The sequence below is a fragment of the Actinophytocola sp. genome (assembly GCF_036402745.1).
GTDB lineage: Bacteria > Actinomycetota > Actinomycetes > Mycobacteriales > Pseudonocardiaceae > Actinophytocola.
Genome location: NZ_DASWSJ010000142.1, coordinates 1 through 12914, shown reverse-complemented (window position 1 = coordinate 12914; position 12914 = coordinate 1). Strand labels below are relative to the sequence as shown.

15 protein-coding genes and 1 pseudogene are annotated in these 12914 nt (G+C 73.1%); 5 read left to right on the top strand and 11 right to left on the bottom strand.

Annotation, left to right across the window (positions count from 1 at the left end; translation table 11 throughout):
• Nucleotides 1-70 precede the first annotated feature (70 nt).
• Entirely contained in the window at nucleotides 71-1777 is a 1707-nt protein-coding gene (locus VGD70_RS14085; RefSeq protein ID WP_331081861.1) for an NAD+ synthase, read from the top strand.
• A 64-nt stretch (nucleotides 1778-1841) separates the two neighbouring features.
• Here the strand turns inward: VGD70_RS14085 and VGD70_RS14080 are convergent, their stop codons facing one another.
• Nucleotides 1842-2453, bottom strand: a complete 612-nt coding sequence (locus tag VGD70_RS14080) for a DUF4232 domain-containing protein (protein WP_331081859.1) — start codon at nucleotides 2451-2453, stop codon at nucleotides 1842-1844.
• 215 nt (nucleotides 2454-2668) lie between these two features.
• On the opposite strand from VGD70_RS14080, the gene panB reads away from it, so the two are divergent.
• The 3 genes from panB to VGD70_RS14065 all read left to right on the top strand — a co-directional run bounded on the left by panB (nucleotide 2669) and on the right by VGD70_RS14065 (nucleotide 4838).
• Entirely contained in the window at nucleotides 2669-3556 is an 888-nt protein-coding gene (gene panB, locus VGD70_RS14075) for a 3-methyl-2-oxobutanoate hydroxymethyltransferase (RefSeq protein WP_331081857.1), read from the top strand.
• Nucleotides 3557-3677: 121 nt separating this feature from the next.
• Nucleotides 3678-4304 (top strand): dihydrofolate reductase family protein, encoded by a 627-nt coding sequence (locus VGD70_RS14070; protein ID WP_331081855.1) that lies wholly within the window; start codon nucleotides 3678-3680, stop codon nucleotides 4302-4304.
• A 60-nt stretch (nucleotides 4305-4364) separates the two neighbouring features.
• Nucleotides 4365-4838 (top strand): SRPBCC family protein, encoded by a 474-nt coding sequence (locus tag VGD70_RS14065; RefSeq protein ID WP_331081853.1) that lies wholly within the window; start codon nucleotides 4365-4367, stop codon nucleotides 4836-4838.
• Here the strand turns inward: VGD70_RS14065 and VGD70_RS14060 are convergent.
• A complete protein-coding gene (locus tag VGD70_RS14060) occupies nucleotides 4835-5770 on the bottom strand; it encodes a glutathione S-transferase family protein (RefSeq protein WP_331081851.1) in 936 nt (311 codons plus the stop codon). The genes VGD70_RS14065 and VGD70_RS14060 overlap by 4 nt on opposite strands.
• A gap of 34 nt (nucleotides 5771-5804) precedes the next feature.
• Between VGD70_RS14060 and pip the strand changes: the two genes are divergently transcribed.
• The gene (pip, locus tag VGD70_RS14055) at nucleotides 5805-6761 is read left to right on the top strand and encodes a prolyl aminopeptidase (RefSeq protein WP_331081849.1); all 957 of its coding nucleotides are present in this window, start codon (nucleotides 5805-5807) and stop codon (nucleotides 6759-6761) included.
• Here pip and VGD70_RS14050 read toward each other — a convergent pair.
• The 9 genes and pseudogenes from VGD70_RS14050 to VGD70_RS14010 form a co-directional block, all read right to left on the bottom strand.
• Nucleotides 6750-7508: a helical backbone metal receptor gene (locus VGD70_RS14050; protein ID WP_331081847.1), complete on the bottom strand. Its 759-nt coding sequence runs from the start codon at nucleotides 7506-7508 to the stop codon at nucleotides 6750-6752. The two genes, pip and VGD70_RS14050, sit on opposite strands and share 12 nt — an antisense overlap.
• Nucleotides 7498-7935, bottom strand: a complete 438-nt coding sequence (locus VGD70_RS14045) for a DUF4326 domain-containing protein (protein WP_331081845.1) — start codon at nucleotides 7933-7935, stop codon at nucleotides 7498-7500. The genes VGD70_RS14050 and VGD70_RS14045 overlap by 11 nt, the downstream gene beginning before the upstream one ends.
• Entirely contained in the window at nucleotides 7935-8603 is a 669-nt protein-coding gene (gene npdG / locus VGD70_RS14040) for an NADPH-dependent F420 reductase (RefSeq protein ID WP_331081843.1), read from the bottom strand. The genes VGD70_RS14045 and npdG overlap by 1 nt, the downstream gene beginning before the upstream one ends.
• Nucleotides 8604-8613: 10 nt before the next feature.
• Nucleotides 8614-10017: an RNB domain-containing ribonuclease gene (locus tag VGD70_RS14035; protein ID WP_331081841.1), complete on the bottom strand. Its 1404-nt coding sequence runs from the start codon at nucleotides 10015-10017 to the stop codon at nucleotides 8614-8616.
• 47 nt (nucleotides 10018-10064) lie between these two features.
• Nucleotides 10065-10259, bottom strand: a complete 195-nt coding sequence (locus VGD70_RS14030) for a hypothetical protein (protein ID WP_331081839.1) — start codon at nucleotides 10257-10259, stop codon at nucleotides 10065-10067.
• A 48-nt stretch (nucleotides 10260-10307) separates the two neighbouring features.
• On the bottom strand, nucleotides 10308-10775 hold the full coding sequence (locus VGD70_RS14025; protein ID WP_331081837.1) for a hypothetical protein: 468 nt from the start codon (nucleotides 10773-10775) through the stop codon (nucleotides 10308-10310).
• A 17-nt stretch (nucleotides 10776-10792) separates the two neighbouring features.
• The gene (locus VGD70_RS14020) at nucleotides 10793-11800 is read right to left on the bottom strand and encodes a C40 family peptidase (RefSeq protein WP_331081835.1); all 1008 of its coding nucleotides are present in this window, start codon (nucleotides 11798-11800) and stop codon (nucleotides 10793-10795) included.
• Between the two features lies 1 nt (nucleotide 11801).
• Nucleotides 11802-12428 (bottom strand): hypothetical protein, encoded by a 627-nt coding sequence (locus VGD70_RS14015; RefSeq protein ID WP_331081834.1) that lies wholly within the window; start codon nucleotides 12426-12428, stop codon nucleotides 11802-11804.
• A gap of 1 nt (nucleotide 12429) precedes the next feature.
• Nucleotides 12430-12914: pseudogene (locus tag VGD70_RS14010) on the bottom strand (hypothetical protein); the annotation flags it as partial.

Below are 12914 nucleotides of genomic sequence, written 5' to 3'. Positions count from 1 at the left end.
GTTGGTCGCTCGGGTGTGAGGCTCGCGGGATTTTCGCCTTGGAGGCGAAAACGTGTGCGAGGATTGGGGCATGGCTCAACTACGCATCGCGCTGGCGCAGGTCAACGCCACGGTCGGGGATCTCGACGGCAATGCCGCGCTGATCCTCGACTCGACCCGCCGAGCCCACGACGCCGGCGCGCACCTCGTGGTCTTCCCGGAGATGGCCCTCACCGGCTACCCGGTCGAGGACCTGGCGCTGCGCGAGTCGTTCGCCGAGGCGTCCAAGCAAGCGCTCACCACGCTGGCCGCGCAGCTGGACGACGGCGGGTACGGCGAGATCGCGAGCGTCGTCAGCTACCTCGACCGCGACGAGGTCGGGTCCCGCGACGCGGTCGCGGTGCTGCACCGGGGCAAGGTCGTCGCGCGGCAGTTCAAGCATCATCTGCCCAACTACGGCGTCTTCGACGAGCGCCGCTACTTCAAGCCCGGCCAGACGCTCGACATCCTGCGCATCCACGGCCTCGAGGTCGGCATGGTCATCTGCGAGGACATCTGGCAGGAGGGCGGCCCGATCTCGGCACTCGGCGAGGCCGGCGTCGACCTCGTCGTCGCGCCCAACGCCTCGCCCTACGAACGGGACAAGGACGACGTGCGGCTGCCGCTCGTCGCCCGGCGGGCCGCCGAAGCCGGGGCTCCCCTGGCCTACGTCAACCTCGTCGGCGGGCAGGACGACCTCGTGTTCGACGGCGACTCGATGGTCGTCGGCGCGGACGGGGGGCTGCTCACCCGCGCGCCGCAGTTCGTCGAGCACCTCACCGTCCTCGACCTCGACCTGCCGGGCGGGGCCGCGCGGACCGACGGGCAGGTCGGCGAGTTCACCGTCACCCGCCGGGTGCTGCACGACGACCCGCTCCCGCGCTACGAACCCGTGGCGACGCCCGCGCCGGCCGAGCCGCTGCCCGAGCTCGCCGAGGTGTGGGCCGCGCTCGTCCTGGGCCTGGGCGACTACGTGCGCAAGAACGGCTTCGAGTCGGTGGTGCTCGGCCTGTCCGGCGGCATCGACTCGGCGGTGTGCGCGGCGCTGGCCGTCGACGCGCTGGGCGCGGACGCGGTGCACGGGGTGTCGATGCCGTCGGTGTACTCCTCGGAGCACTCACGGTCCGACGCGCAGGACCTCGCCGAACGGACCGGCCTGCACTACCAGGTCCAGCCGATCGCGGACATGGTCGCCACGTTCGTCGCGCAGCTCGGGCTCACCGGCCTGGCTGAGGAGAACGTGCAGGCACGCTGCCGGGGCGTCACGCTGATGGGGCTGTCGAACCAGCACGGACACCTGGTCCTCGCCACCGGCAACAAGACCGAGCTGGCGGTCGGCTACTCCACGATCTACGGCGACGCGGTCGGCGGGTTCGCCCCGATCAAGGACGTGCCGAAGACGCTGGTGTGGGAGCTCGCCAAGTGGCGCGACGAGGCGGGCCCGGGCGCGCCGATCCCGGAGAACTCGATCACCAAGCCGCCGTCGGCGGAGCTGCGGCCCGGCCAGGTCGACAGCGACTCGCTGCCGGACTATCCGCTGCTGGACCGGATCCTCGACGACTACGTCGAGGGCGACCGCGGGTACGCCGACCTGCTGGCGGCCGGGTTCGCGCCGGAGCTGGTGGACCGCGTGCTGCGGATGGTCGACAAGGCCGAGTACAAGCGGCGCCAGTACCCGCCGGGCACGAAGATCACCTTCAAGGCCTTCGGCCGCGACCGCCGGCTGCCGATCACCAACGCCTGGCGCGAGGGCAAGTAGCTCAGGCGACGATCAGCGCCGGCACCGCGCTGAACACCGGAAACGGGCCGTTCGCGCGAGCGGCCTAGGCGGAGCCCGCGAGCCAGGACGTCACGGTCACCGCGCCGCACACCGGGGGCAGGCCGACCTGGGGATCCGGCGGCCACGCCTCGACCACGTCGCTGTCGCCGTCCAGCGTGACCTGGGCGAACGAGCCGCCTTCGAGGCAGTCCGGCCGCGTGCCGGGCTCGGCGGTCGGGTAGCTCACGCCCATCGACGCCGTGTCGCCCACGTCGAGGACGGCCAGGTCACCCGCGCCCTCCGCGCTCATGACCTGGTGGATGCCCAGCGGTCGGCCGTCCCCGCCGGTGAAGAGCTCGAGCTTGCTCGCGCCGTCGAGCCGGCAGGACTGCGGGCCGAGGTTGGTCAGCACGATGTCGGTGTTCCACTGGTCCTGGTTCGGCGAGCCGTCCCCGATCGCGGCCTCGACGTGCACGGCGGCACAGGGCAGCGGGTTGGCGTCGGGCTCCGGCGTGTCGGCGGCGGGCGCCGCGGAGACCGAGGAGGCGGCCGGTGCGGACGCCGGTGACGTGACGGCCTCGGTCACCGTCGGCGGCGCGGCCGTGCCCGGGGCGGTCGTGCACGCGGTGACCAGACCGGCGACGGCCAGCAACGGCAGGATCGTGAGTCGGTTCATGTGCTGGTGGACGGCTGGGCACCCCGCGCTGTTGCCTGCCTCGCACCGCAGTGCACACCGAGTCAAGTTCGGTGCACAAACGGCCTCGCGCGACCGTGTGAAGCTCGTCGCACGGCGCTGTGCGGCGGGCGAGTTGGTGCGACGCTGGGCTGGTAAGCCCTCCACGAATACCCGGGGACCCGCCATTGCGGGCCTCGAGGGAAGGACGGTCGACAATGACGTCAGCAGCAACCCCTGCCGCCGGCCAGAACGGCGAGGTGGCCGCGCCCTACGGCACCGGCCCCGGCACGGCGCCGGCAAAGCCGGGCAAGCGGGTGCGCATCCATCACCTGCGGGAGCTCAAGGAGCGCGGCGAGCCGTGGCCCATGCTCACCGCCTACGACATGTACACCGCCGAGCTGTTCGACGAGGCCGGCATCCCCGTTCTGCTGGTCGGCGACTCCGCGTCCAACAACGTGTACGGCTACGAGTCCTCGCTGCCGGTCACCCTGGACGAGATGGTGCCGCTGGTCCGTGCCGTCACGCGCTCGGTGAAGCGCGCGCTCGTGGTGGCCGACCTGCCGTTCGGGTCCTACCAGCTCTCGCCGGAGCAGGCGCTGGCGACGTCGGTCCGGATGATGAAGGAGGGCCGCGCGCACGCGGTGAAGCTCGAGGGCGGGCGGGCGTTCGCGCCGCACGTCAAGGCGATCACCACGGCCGGCGTACCGGTGATGGGCCACATCGGGTTCACCCCGCAGAGCGAGCACAACCTCGGCGGCTTCCGCGTGCAGGGCCGCGGCGACGCGGGTGACGACCTCGTCGAGGACGCACTCGCGCTGCAGGAGGCGGGCGCGTTCTCGGTCGTCATGGAGATGGTGCCGGCCGAGGCGGCGAAGCGGGTCACCCACGAGCTGAAGATCCCGACGATCGGCATCGGCGCGGGCCCGGACTGCGACGCGCAGGTGCTGGTCTGGCAGGACATGCTGGGCCTGCGCCGGGCCAAGGCACCGCGGTTCGTGAAGCGCTACGCCGACCTGGCGGGCGTGATGACGAGCGCGGTCGAGCAGTTCGCGGCCGAGGTCCGCGGGGGCCAGTTCCCCGCACCGGAGCACGTCTTCCACTGAGCTCGCACCGATGCGGCCGCCCGGCTTTCCGGGCGGCCGCATCTTTTTGTCTCCGTGTGTCGATCCGGGGTCGCGCCGTCCGACGCGTGGTCAGGAAACCCGATTCGAAGGAGACCGGAACATGAGCAAGATCGTGGTGGACACCTTCCTGACAGTCGACGGTGTCATGCAGGCGCCCGGCGGCCCGAGCGAGGACCGCGAGGACGGCTTCGCCCACGGCGGCTGGCAGGTCCCGCTGCTCGACGAGGCGGCGGGCGCGCTCATCGGCGAGGGGTTCGCCCAGATCGAGGGGCTGCTGCTCGGCCGCAAGACCTACGACATCTTCGCCGCGCACTGGCCCCGGGTCACCGCCGACCACCCCGACGCGGACGCGGCCCAGGCGCTCAACACGTGGCCGAAGTACGTGGCCTCACGCACGCTGACCGGGGTGGAGTGGCAGAACTCCACCCTGCTCGGGGACGACGTGCCCGGCGCGGTCGCGAAGCTCCGCGAGCAGCCGGGCGGGGAGATCCACGTGATGGGCAGCGGCGACCTCATCCAGACGCTGATCCGGCACGACCTCGTCGACGAGTTCCGGCTGATGATCTTCCCGGTGGTGCTGGGCACCGGGAAGCGGCTGTTCGCCGACGGCGCCGTGCCGGCGGCGCTCGAGCTGGTCCAGTCCCGCACGACGCCGAGCGGCGTCGTGCAGTGCGTCTACCGGCGGGCCGGCGAGGTGGCGTACGGGTCGTTCGAGCTGGCCGACTGAGGCGGGTGTGCCGCTGGGGCCGGGCTTGACGGCCTCAGCGGCGGTTGGTGAGGTCGAGGGATGACGCGCACCGACCCGATCGCGACCGGTCAGGTGAGGATCGACGCGACGCCGGCGGAGGTCTACCGGCTCGTCAGCGACCCGACGGTCATGGTCACCTTCGCCGAGGAGGTCCGCGGGGCGCGCTGGCGGGGCCGCGCGAGCGCGGCCGCCGTCGGCGCGCGGTTCAGCGGCAGCAACCGCAACGGCCGGCGCCGCTGGGTCACGATCTGCACGGTGACCGAGGCGGTGCCCGGCCGGCGGTTCGCCTACGAGGTCGAGACGCCGTTCAAGGTGCCGATCTCCCGGTGGGCCTACGAGATCGAGCCGGACGGCACCGGCTGCCGGGTGACGGAGAGCAGCTGGCTACGCCTGCCCCGCTGGTTCGTGCCGATCGCCGTCCTGATCACCGGCGAGCCGGACCGGGCGGGGAGGAACACCACGAACATCGCGACGACGCTGTCCCGGCTGAAGGCGCACCTCGAGTCGCGTTAGGCGCGGCCGGGCGGCTCGTCCCAGCCGGACAGGTCCGGGCCGCGCGGCACGATGCGGGTCGGGTTGATGGCCTCGTGCGTGGCGTAGTAGTGGCGCTTGATGTGGTCGAAGTCGACCGTGTCGCCGAAGCCCGGGGTCTGGTACAGGTCCCGCGCGTAGGCCCACAGCACCGGCAGCTCCGTGAGCTTGTTCCGGTTGCACTTGAAGTGGCCGTGGTAGACGGCGTCGAACCGGACCAGCGTGGTGAACAGGCGGACGTCGGCCTCGGTGATGGTGTCGCCCAGCAGGAAGCGGCGGTCCGCCAGGCGCGCGGAGAGGCGGTCGAGCTCGGCGAACAGCGCGTCGAACGCGTCGTCGTAGGCCTCCTGGCTGGAGGCGAACCCGCAGCGGTAGACGCCGTTGTTGACGTTGCGGAAGATCGGCTCGATGACCTCGTCGATCTCCGCCCGCAGCGCCTCCGGGTACAGGTCGGGCGCGTCCGGCTGGTGGAACGCGCGCCACTCGGTGGACAGGTCGAGGGTGATCCGCGGGTAGTCGTTCGTGACCACGCGACCGGACTCGGTGTCCACAATGGACGGAACAGTGAACCGGCCGGCGAACGACGGGTCGGTGGCGAGGTAGGCCTCGGACAGGTACTCGATGCCGAGCACCGGGTCGCGGCCGCCCTCGTCGAGGGTGAACCGCCAGCCCTTCTCGTCGCGGATCGGGTCGACGACGGCCAGCGAGATCGCGTCCTCGAGCCCGAGCAGCCGCCGCACGATGATCGCGCGGTGCGCCCACGGGCACGCGAGGCTCACCACCAGCCGGTACCTCCCCGGCTCGGCCTTCCAGCCCGACGAGCCGTCCGCGGTGATCCGGTCGGTGAACCGGTTCGCCTGCCGCACGAACTCGCCCCGCCGGGAGGTCTCCTTGCCGAACTGCACGGTCGCCATGACCCGATGCTAGGCCGGAGGAAAGACTGTGCGCATGCGCTTGCTGTACCCACCGGTCGAGCCGCACGAGCAGGGCATGCTCGACGTCGGCGACGGACACGAGATCTACTGGGAGGTCAGCGGGAACCCGGCCGGCAGGCCAGCGGTGTTCCTGCACGGCGGCCCCGGCAGCGGCACCACCGCGCTGCAGCGGCGGCTGTTCGACCCCGCCGCGTACCGGATCGTACTGTTCGACCAGCGCGGATGCGGCCGCAGCACGCCGTCGGTGCTGGCGCCGGACGCGGACCTGTCGGCCAACACGACCTGGCACCTCGTGGCCGACATGGAGACGCTGCGGGCGCACCTGGGGATCGACCGGTGGCAGCTGTTCGGCGGGTCGTGGGGCGCCACGCTCGCCATGGCGTACGCGCAGACCCACCCCGAACGAGTGAGCGAGATCATCCTGCGCGGGGTGTTCCTGCTGCGGCGGCGCGAGCTGGACTGGATGTACCGCGGCGGCGCCGGCAACCTGTTCCCCGAGGCGTGGGCCGACTTCGCCGCGCTCGTGCCCGCCGGCGACGTGCTCGAGGGCTACCACCGGCTGGTCAACGACGCGGACCCGGAGGTGCGGGCGCGGGCCGCGGCGGCGTGGAGCAACTGGGAGGGCGCGGCGGTGTCGCTGCTGCCGAACCCGGGGCTGACCGCGACCTACGCGGACCCGAGGTTCGCGGTGCCGTTCGCGCGGATCGCGCTGCACTACTTCGTCCAGGACGGCTGGCTGGCGGAGAACCAGCTGGTGCGCGACGCCGGCAAGCTCGCCGGCATCCCGGGGCGGATCGTGCAGGGGCGCTACGACGCGGTGTGCCCGCCGGCGACCGCGTGGGAGCTGCACCGCGCGTGGCCGGACTCGCGGCTGCTGCTGCTCCCCCAGGCCGGGCACGCGGTGACCGACCGGGGCGTGCTCGACGCGCTCCTGGAGGCGACCGACGAGTTCCGGCCGTCAGCCGAGTGACAACGCGGTCCGCAGCGCCTCGCGCGCCTCGACCAGGGACGGGCCGCACCAGGTGAGGTGGCGGCCGGACACCAGCGCGTACCGGGTACCGGGGAAGGACTCCGGGCCGTCGTCGGCGGTGAACTCGTAGGGCTCGTCGGGCAGGACGACCAGGTCCTTCGGCTTGGCGCGCAGCTCGTCGAGGGTCGGGCGGGGGTAGCGCTCCGGGTCGTCGGCGTAGGCGTTGGCCACGCCGAGGCGGGCGAGCACGTCGCCGGCGAAGGTGTCCCGGCCGAGGACGACCCAGGGGCGGCGCCAGACCGGGATGACCGCGGTCGCGTGCCGCTCCGGTAGCTCGCGCCACAGCTCCTCGGCCTCGACGAGCCAGCCCGGCTCGGGGATGTCCAGGCCCTGGGTGAGCAGCCGGCGGACCGAGCCGAGCCCCTCGGGCACGGTGGCCGCGGCGGCGGTGACCCACACGGGGATGCCGTCGGCACGGATGCGCTCGACGTCCTCGGGCCGGTTCTCCTCGGCGTTGGCGACGACGAGGTCGGGCCGCAGCGCGAGGACGTCGTCGACACGCGGGTACTTGGAGCCGCCGACCCGCCGGGCCGCGAGCTCGGCGGGGTGGGTGCAGTAGTCGGTCGCGCCCGTGACCAGGCCGGGGCGGCTGGTCTCGATGGCGTCGGTGAGCGAGGGGACGAGGCTCACGACGGTGCGTGGCGGGCCGGCGAGGGGGACGGGCTCGCCGAGGTCGTCAGCGATCATCTCGTGGCCTCCGGCCCCCAGGATCCAGCGTACGGGCGGACACCGACAGTTCGGCGAGGACGTCGGCGTGGCAGCCCTCCGGCGCGCACCAGCAGCCCAGCGCCCGGCCGGCGAGCTCACCCGCACGCAGCCGCCGCATGAGCGCCTCGCGGCCCGGGAGCCACTCGCGGTAGCGGCGGACCATCTCCGGCCGGTTGCCGCGCAGGCCGACGAACGGGTTGCCGAAGTCGGACGCGGGCCAGGCGTGACGCCGGCCGGCGCGGCCGACGTAGGTGAGCAGGCCCGCCTCGACGAGCCACGGCACGAGCCGGCGGTGCGGGCCGCCCTTGCGGACGTTGACCACGATCGTCTCGCCGCTGAGCACCGCGTCGGCGAGCTCGCGCTCCGCCTCGCTCCAGGTGTGCGCGCCCGGGGGCAGCGCCTCCATCACACGTCCGTGACGCGGATCCCGGCGTGCGCCTTGTACCGCCGGTTGATCGCGATCAGGTTCGCGGTGAGCGCCTCGACCTGGTGGGCGTTGCGCAGCCGGCCGCCGTAGACCCCGCGCATGCCGGGGATCGCGTCGGCGAGCGCGCGAACCTGGTCGGTGGCCTCACGGTCGTCGCCGAGCACGAGCACGTCGGTGTCCATCTCGGCGATCGAGAGATCGACCAGGTGCACCGCGGACACGTGGTGGAAGGCGGCCGTCACCCGGGACTCGGGCAGCAGCTTCTCCGCCTGCTGCGCGGCACTCCCCTCGTCGACGGGCAGCGCGAACGGGCCCTGCTTGTCGAAGCCGAGCGGGTTGACGCAGTCGATGACGATCTTGCCGACGAGCTGGTCGCGCAGCGCCTCCAGCAGCTCGCCGTGGCCGTCCCACGGCACGGCCACCAGCACGACGTCGGCGGCCTCGGCGCAGCCCGCGTTGTCCAGCCCGCGGATCCCCTCGACGCCGGCGTCCTCGCGCAGCGCCGCGGCCGCGGCCTCGGCCCGCTCGGCGCTCCGTGAGCCGATGACGACCCCGATGCCCGCCCGCGCCCAGCGCAGGGCGAGCCCCTTGCCCTGCGGACCGGTGCCACCGAGCACCCCGACCGTCAAACCCGTCACGTCGGTCACCACATCCTCCTCATGCGCGCTCGAAGGACACCTTCCGTGCCTCCGCGTCCGCTTGTACCAAACGCACCCGGACCGTCTCGCCTTCCGGCAGGTCCTCCCCCGCGCACTTGGCGATCACCGGCGGGTCGGTGAGGAACACCTCGGCGGAGCTCTCGTCCGCACGCAGCACGATCGCGTCGAACTCGCTGCCGATCCGCCTGCCCAGCACCCACGCCTCGACCTGGTCCAGGCAGGCCTTGTCGACCTTGGTGGCGAGCGCGTCCGAGCCCTCCATCAGCTTCGGCAGCTCCGGCAGCGCCTCCCGCAGCCACTCCGGCACGGGTTCGCCGGCGCACACCGCGAGGCAGATCTCGGTGCCGAACCGGTCGACGAGCCGGCGCAGCGGCGCGGTGACGTGCGCGTAGGAGGTGGCGAGCCCGGCGTGCGTCGCAAGCTCGGGCGGGGTGCCGTCGAAGACCGTGTAGGCGGCGCCGCGCAGCAGCCGGGTGGCGTCCATGAACAGGGCGAGCGCCTCGGGCTGGCCGGGGTCGAGGCCGGCCAGCAGCTCGGCGGCGTCGGTGCCCTTCGGCCAGGCGATGCCCAGCGAGCGGGCCGAGCGGCGCAGCCAGCGGACCGCGCCGTTCTGCGCGGCGGGCAGGGTACGCAGCACGCCGATGCCGGCGTCGAGCATGAGCGTGGCCGCGGCCATGCCCGTCAGCAGCGAGATCTCCGCGTTCCAGGCGTCGACCTCGGTACGCGGGCGGAGCACGAGCCGCCAGCCGCCGCGCCCGTCCGGCTCGACGTCCTGGTCGGGCAGCTGCAGCTCGACCGCGCCCCGGCGGACCGCGCGCTCGCGGCGCAGCCGGCCGATCGCGGGCAGCTCGGCGACCGAGGGGTGCGGGGTGCCGGCGGTGATCGCGGCCTGCACGGTGTCGTAGTCGAAGCGGGCGACCGAGCGGACGAGCGCCCGGCGCACGTGGGCCTTCTCGAGCGCGCCGTCGGCGTCGCAGTCCAGCGTCCAGAGCGCGGCCGGCCGGGTCTGGTCGGGCAGGAGGCTCGCGGCGCCCTCGCTGAGGACGGTGGGGTGCAGCGGCACGTTGCCGTCGGGCAGGTAGAGCGTCTGGCCGCGGCGGCGGACCTCGGCGTCGAGCGCGCCGCCGGGGGTGACGAAACAGCCGAGGTCGGCGATGGCGTAGTGCACCCGGAAGCCGCTCCCGCGGCGCTCGACGTACATCGCCTGGTCGAGGTCCTTGGCGCCGGGCGGGTCGATCGTGACGAGCGGGAGGTCGGTGGCGTCGTGCCGGTCCGGCCCGGCCACGCCGCTGGTGACGGCGTGCTGCGCCTCGGCGAGGACCGGGCCGGGGAACTGCGCGGGCAGGCCGAACTCGACGCGGATCCGGGCGAAGCTCCCGGCGCCCTCGGCCCTGACCACCATGGTCTCGCACCTTAGCCGGGACGCCGGATGATCAGGGAGCGACGGTGTCAGTCGTCATTCCATTCGCGCTCGGCCTTGTCCCAGGCGGCGGTGCGCTCGCGGGCGATCTCCAGCGCGCGGGACGCCGTCTCCTTGTCGGGGTAGGGCCCGAGCCGGTCGGCGGCGCGGCACACGTCGCCGTGCTCGACGGTGCCGTGCTTGGTGCAGTAGTACCAACCAGGATCCGGGTTGCTGTCGGCCATGGGTCCTGTCTAATGCGCCGGACCGCATGCGGCAACCGTGCCGGGCGCCTACTTCCAGGACTGCTGGGCGGGGAAGCCGCGCGGCGGGGTGTCCTCGTTCGCGTTGCGGTACTGGCCCGGGATCGGGTCCAGGCAGGACACCAGAACCTCGGTCTCCTCCGGGTTCTCGATGCGGCGGCCGCTGCGCTCGCGGTAGACGAGCTCGCCGTCGACGTCGATCTCGACCAGGTAGCCGACCTCGGCCAGCTGCTCCTCGTCGAGGTTCACCAGGCGCTCGCGCCGGGACGGGACCACGCGGTACTCCGGCCAGCTGAGGTGGCCGTGGGCCCGGTGGAACTCGGCGAGAATCTGAACCATCGCCTGCTGCCACGGCAGGGGCATCGACTCGACCAGCGAGGTCGGCAGCACGACGTAGCCCTCGGGCACACCGGGATGCGGCGCCGTGAGGTAGTCGTGCACCGGGGTGCTGGAGGCTGGGCGGCGGGGCTGCATCGGCTCGGCCGGGTACATGGTCATCGGGACCCCCAAGATCACTAGACGCCCGGCCGCACGGCCTGGGCCAACAACTCTGCTTCCCCCCAGCGGACCGGCCGGATGTGCACGGGCACACCGGTCTGCTGGGCCTCCACGATCTTGCCGTCCCCGAGGTACATGGCAACGTGGTGGATGGTGGCCGGATTGCTCGGGTCGTAGGCCCAGAACAGCAGGTCACCGGGCTGTGCCTGCTCCACGGGGAGCAGCGCGCCGGCCTGGAACTGCTGGCGGGAAACCCTCGGAAGGGTGATTCCCGCCGACCGGTAGGCCTGCAGCATCAGGCTGGAGCAGTCGTAGGAGTTCTGGTGCGAGGTGAGCGCACCCCACTCGTAGGGCTTGCCCTGCTGGGCCAGCGCGAACGTGATCGCCTTGCCGGCCTGCTGGGTGGGTGCCGGCAGCAGCGGGCCGGTGCCCTGGCCGCACCCGGTCGGGTCGGCGACCAGGCCGACGTTGCCGATCAGGTGCGCGGCCATCGGTTCCCACTTGTGGTACCGGTCGGGGAACGCGGACCGCTCGACGTCCTGCGCCGATTCGCCCGGGCGCTGCTGCTCCCAGTTCGGTACGGCCTCGAGGACGTCGTAGAACTTGTTGATCGCGTAGTCGGGGTTGGTGACCTCGGCGGGCGAGCCCCAGCCCATCGACGGGCGCATCTGGAAGATGCCGAGCGAGTCGCGGTCGCCGTAGGTGAGGCTGCGCAGGCCCGACTCGGTCATGCCGGCCTGGATGGCGACCTGCCAGGCACGCGGCGGCAGGTTCCGCTTCTTGCCGATCGAGATGATCATCGCGACGGTGCCGCGCTGGTCGCCGGAGAGCTTGGCCGCGTCCGCCGCGCCGCTGCCGGCCGGGCCGCTGGTGATCGGCCCGAGGCTCGCGTTGCAGGACAGGTTCATCCGGCGCGCCTGGTCGGCCCGCTGGTCCTCGCGGACCACGGTGGTGACCGCGCTGACCCCGACCACGACGACGGTGAGCACCGCCACCAGCCCACCCACCACGAGCGCGGACTTCATCTCAGCCCGCCTTCTCGTAGTAGGCCACCCGCCAACCCTGCGGCGTGTCGATGACGGTGATCGCGAGGTCGCCGCCGTCGGTCGGCAGCTTGACCGTGACCGAGCTGGTGAACGACTCGGTGGCCTTGGGCCGGCCGGTGACCTTGGTGGCCGGGATGTTCGCCGGGTCCACGGTGGCCATCTCGACCAGGTACTCCTCGGTGGTGAACGGGCGCAGGCCGTCGAGCCACTTCTGGGTGGTGACGCCGTCAGGGTGGTGGACCCACGCCTCGCCCCAGGACCTGGCGACCTTGAGCGCCTCGTCGGCGGGCGCGGCGGAGGTGGGCCGCTGCGGCGGGGACGCGATGCGGGTGGGCAGGTTGGTGGTGGCGCTGCCGCCGGTGCCGCCGGGCTGCTGGTCCTCGGTGGTCGTGGCGCCCTGGGTCGTCGGAGCGCCGCTCGTGGTGTTGGCGGCGCCGCTGGGGCGGCCACTGTTCCCGCCGGTGAGCTGCGGAACGAGGATGCCGATCGTGAGGATCAGCGCGGCCACCACGACGAGGATGACGACGAAGTGCGTGGGCGAGCGCATCGGCCAGCCCCAGACCTTGCGGTACACCGCGGCGCGGCCGCGGTTGGTGCGGATCGGCATGTCATCTCACCACCGCGTCGGTCTCCCGCGGCCCGTCCCGCAGGGGCATGCGGCGGGGCGCCGGTTCGCGCACCTCCAGCCCTCGGGACGGCCGGTACACGACGTGCACCGGCCGGCCGGCGACCATCTCGACATCCGCCGGGCGCGGCGCGGAGCGCGGGATGGCCGGCGGGTTGTCGTACCGCCCCTCCCCGCGCCGCCCACTGACCCGCGACGGCACGACGACGGCGTCCTCGCCCCAGTCGAGGTTGCGGTCCCACCCCCGGTCGGCCACGGGCGCGGTGTCGACGACCCGGCTGGCACTCGACCGCCGCGGCAACGCCGCGGGCCCGCTGCGCCCGGGCGTGCCGGTGGGCATGAGCTCGGGGCTGCCGTCGGCCCCGTCGAGCGTGAGCCTGCTGGCCGGGAGCGGCCGCCGGGTGTCGAGCCGCTCCGCGGTCGCGGTGACCGGGCCGGTCGCCTCGGGGCGCGGCCTTCGCATCCGGC

Coding starts and splice junctions, on each gene's coding strand:
- pip (WP_331081849.1), top strand. CDS start 5,805: ATGCGCTTGCTGTACCCACCGGTCGAGCCGCACGAGCAGGGCATGCTC.
- VGD70_RS14025 (WP_331081837.1), bottom strand. CDS start 10,775: ATGACCATGTACCCGGCCGAGCCGATGCAGCCCCGCCGCCCAGCCTCC.
- VGD70_RS14080 (WP_331081859.1), bottom strand. CDS start 2,453: ATGAACCGACTCACGATCCTGCCGTTGCTGGCCGTCGCCGGTCTGGTC.
- VGD70_RS14035 (WP_331081841.1), bottom strand. CDS start 10,017: ATGGTGGTCAGGGCCGAGGGCGCCGGGAGCTTCGCCCGGATCCGCGTC.
- panB (WP_331081857.1), top strand. CDS start 2,669: ATGACGTCAGCAGCAACCCCTGCCGCCGGCCAGAACGGCGAGGTGGCC.
- VGD70_RS14085 (WP_331081861.1), top strand. CDS start 71: ATGGCTCAACTACGCATCGCGCTGGCGCAGGTCAACGCCACGGTCGGG.
- VGD70_RS14060 (WP_331081851.1), bottom strand. CDS start 5,770: ATGGCGACCGTGCAGTTCGGCAAGGAGACCTCCCGGCGGGGCGAGTTC.
- VGD70_RS14065 (WP_331081853.1), top strand. CDS start 4,365: ATGACGCGCACCGACCCGATCGCGACCGGTCAGGTGAGGATCGACGCG.
- VGD70_RS14015 (WP_331081834.1), bottom strand. CDS start 12,428: ATGCCGATCCGCACCAACCGCGGCCGCGCCGCGGTGTACCGCAAGGTC.
- VGD70_RS14070 (WP_331081855.1), top strand. CDS start 3,678: ATGAGCAAGATCGTGGTGGACACCTTCCTGACAGTCGACGGTGTCATG.
- VGD70_RS14030 (WP_331081839.1), bottom strand. CDS start 10,259: ATGGCCGACAGCAACCCGGATCCTGGTTGGTACTACTGCACCAAGCAC.
- VGD70_RS14045 (WP_331081845.1), bottom strand. CDS start 7,935: ATGGAGGCGCTGCCCCCGGGCGCGCACACCTGGAGCGAGGCGGAGCGC.
- VGD70_RS14020 (WP_331081835.1), bottom strand. CDS start 11,800: ATGAAGTCCGCGCTCGTGGTGGGTGGGCTGGTGGCGGTGCTCACCGTC.
- VGD70_RS14050 (WP_331081847.1), bottom strand. CDS start 7,508: ATGATCGCTGACGACCTCGGCGAGCCCGTCCCCCTCGCCGGCCCGCCA.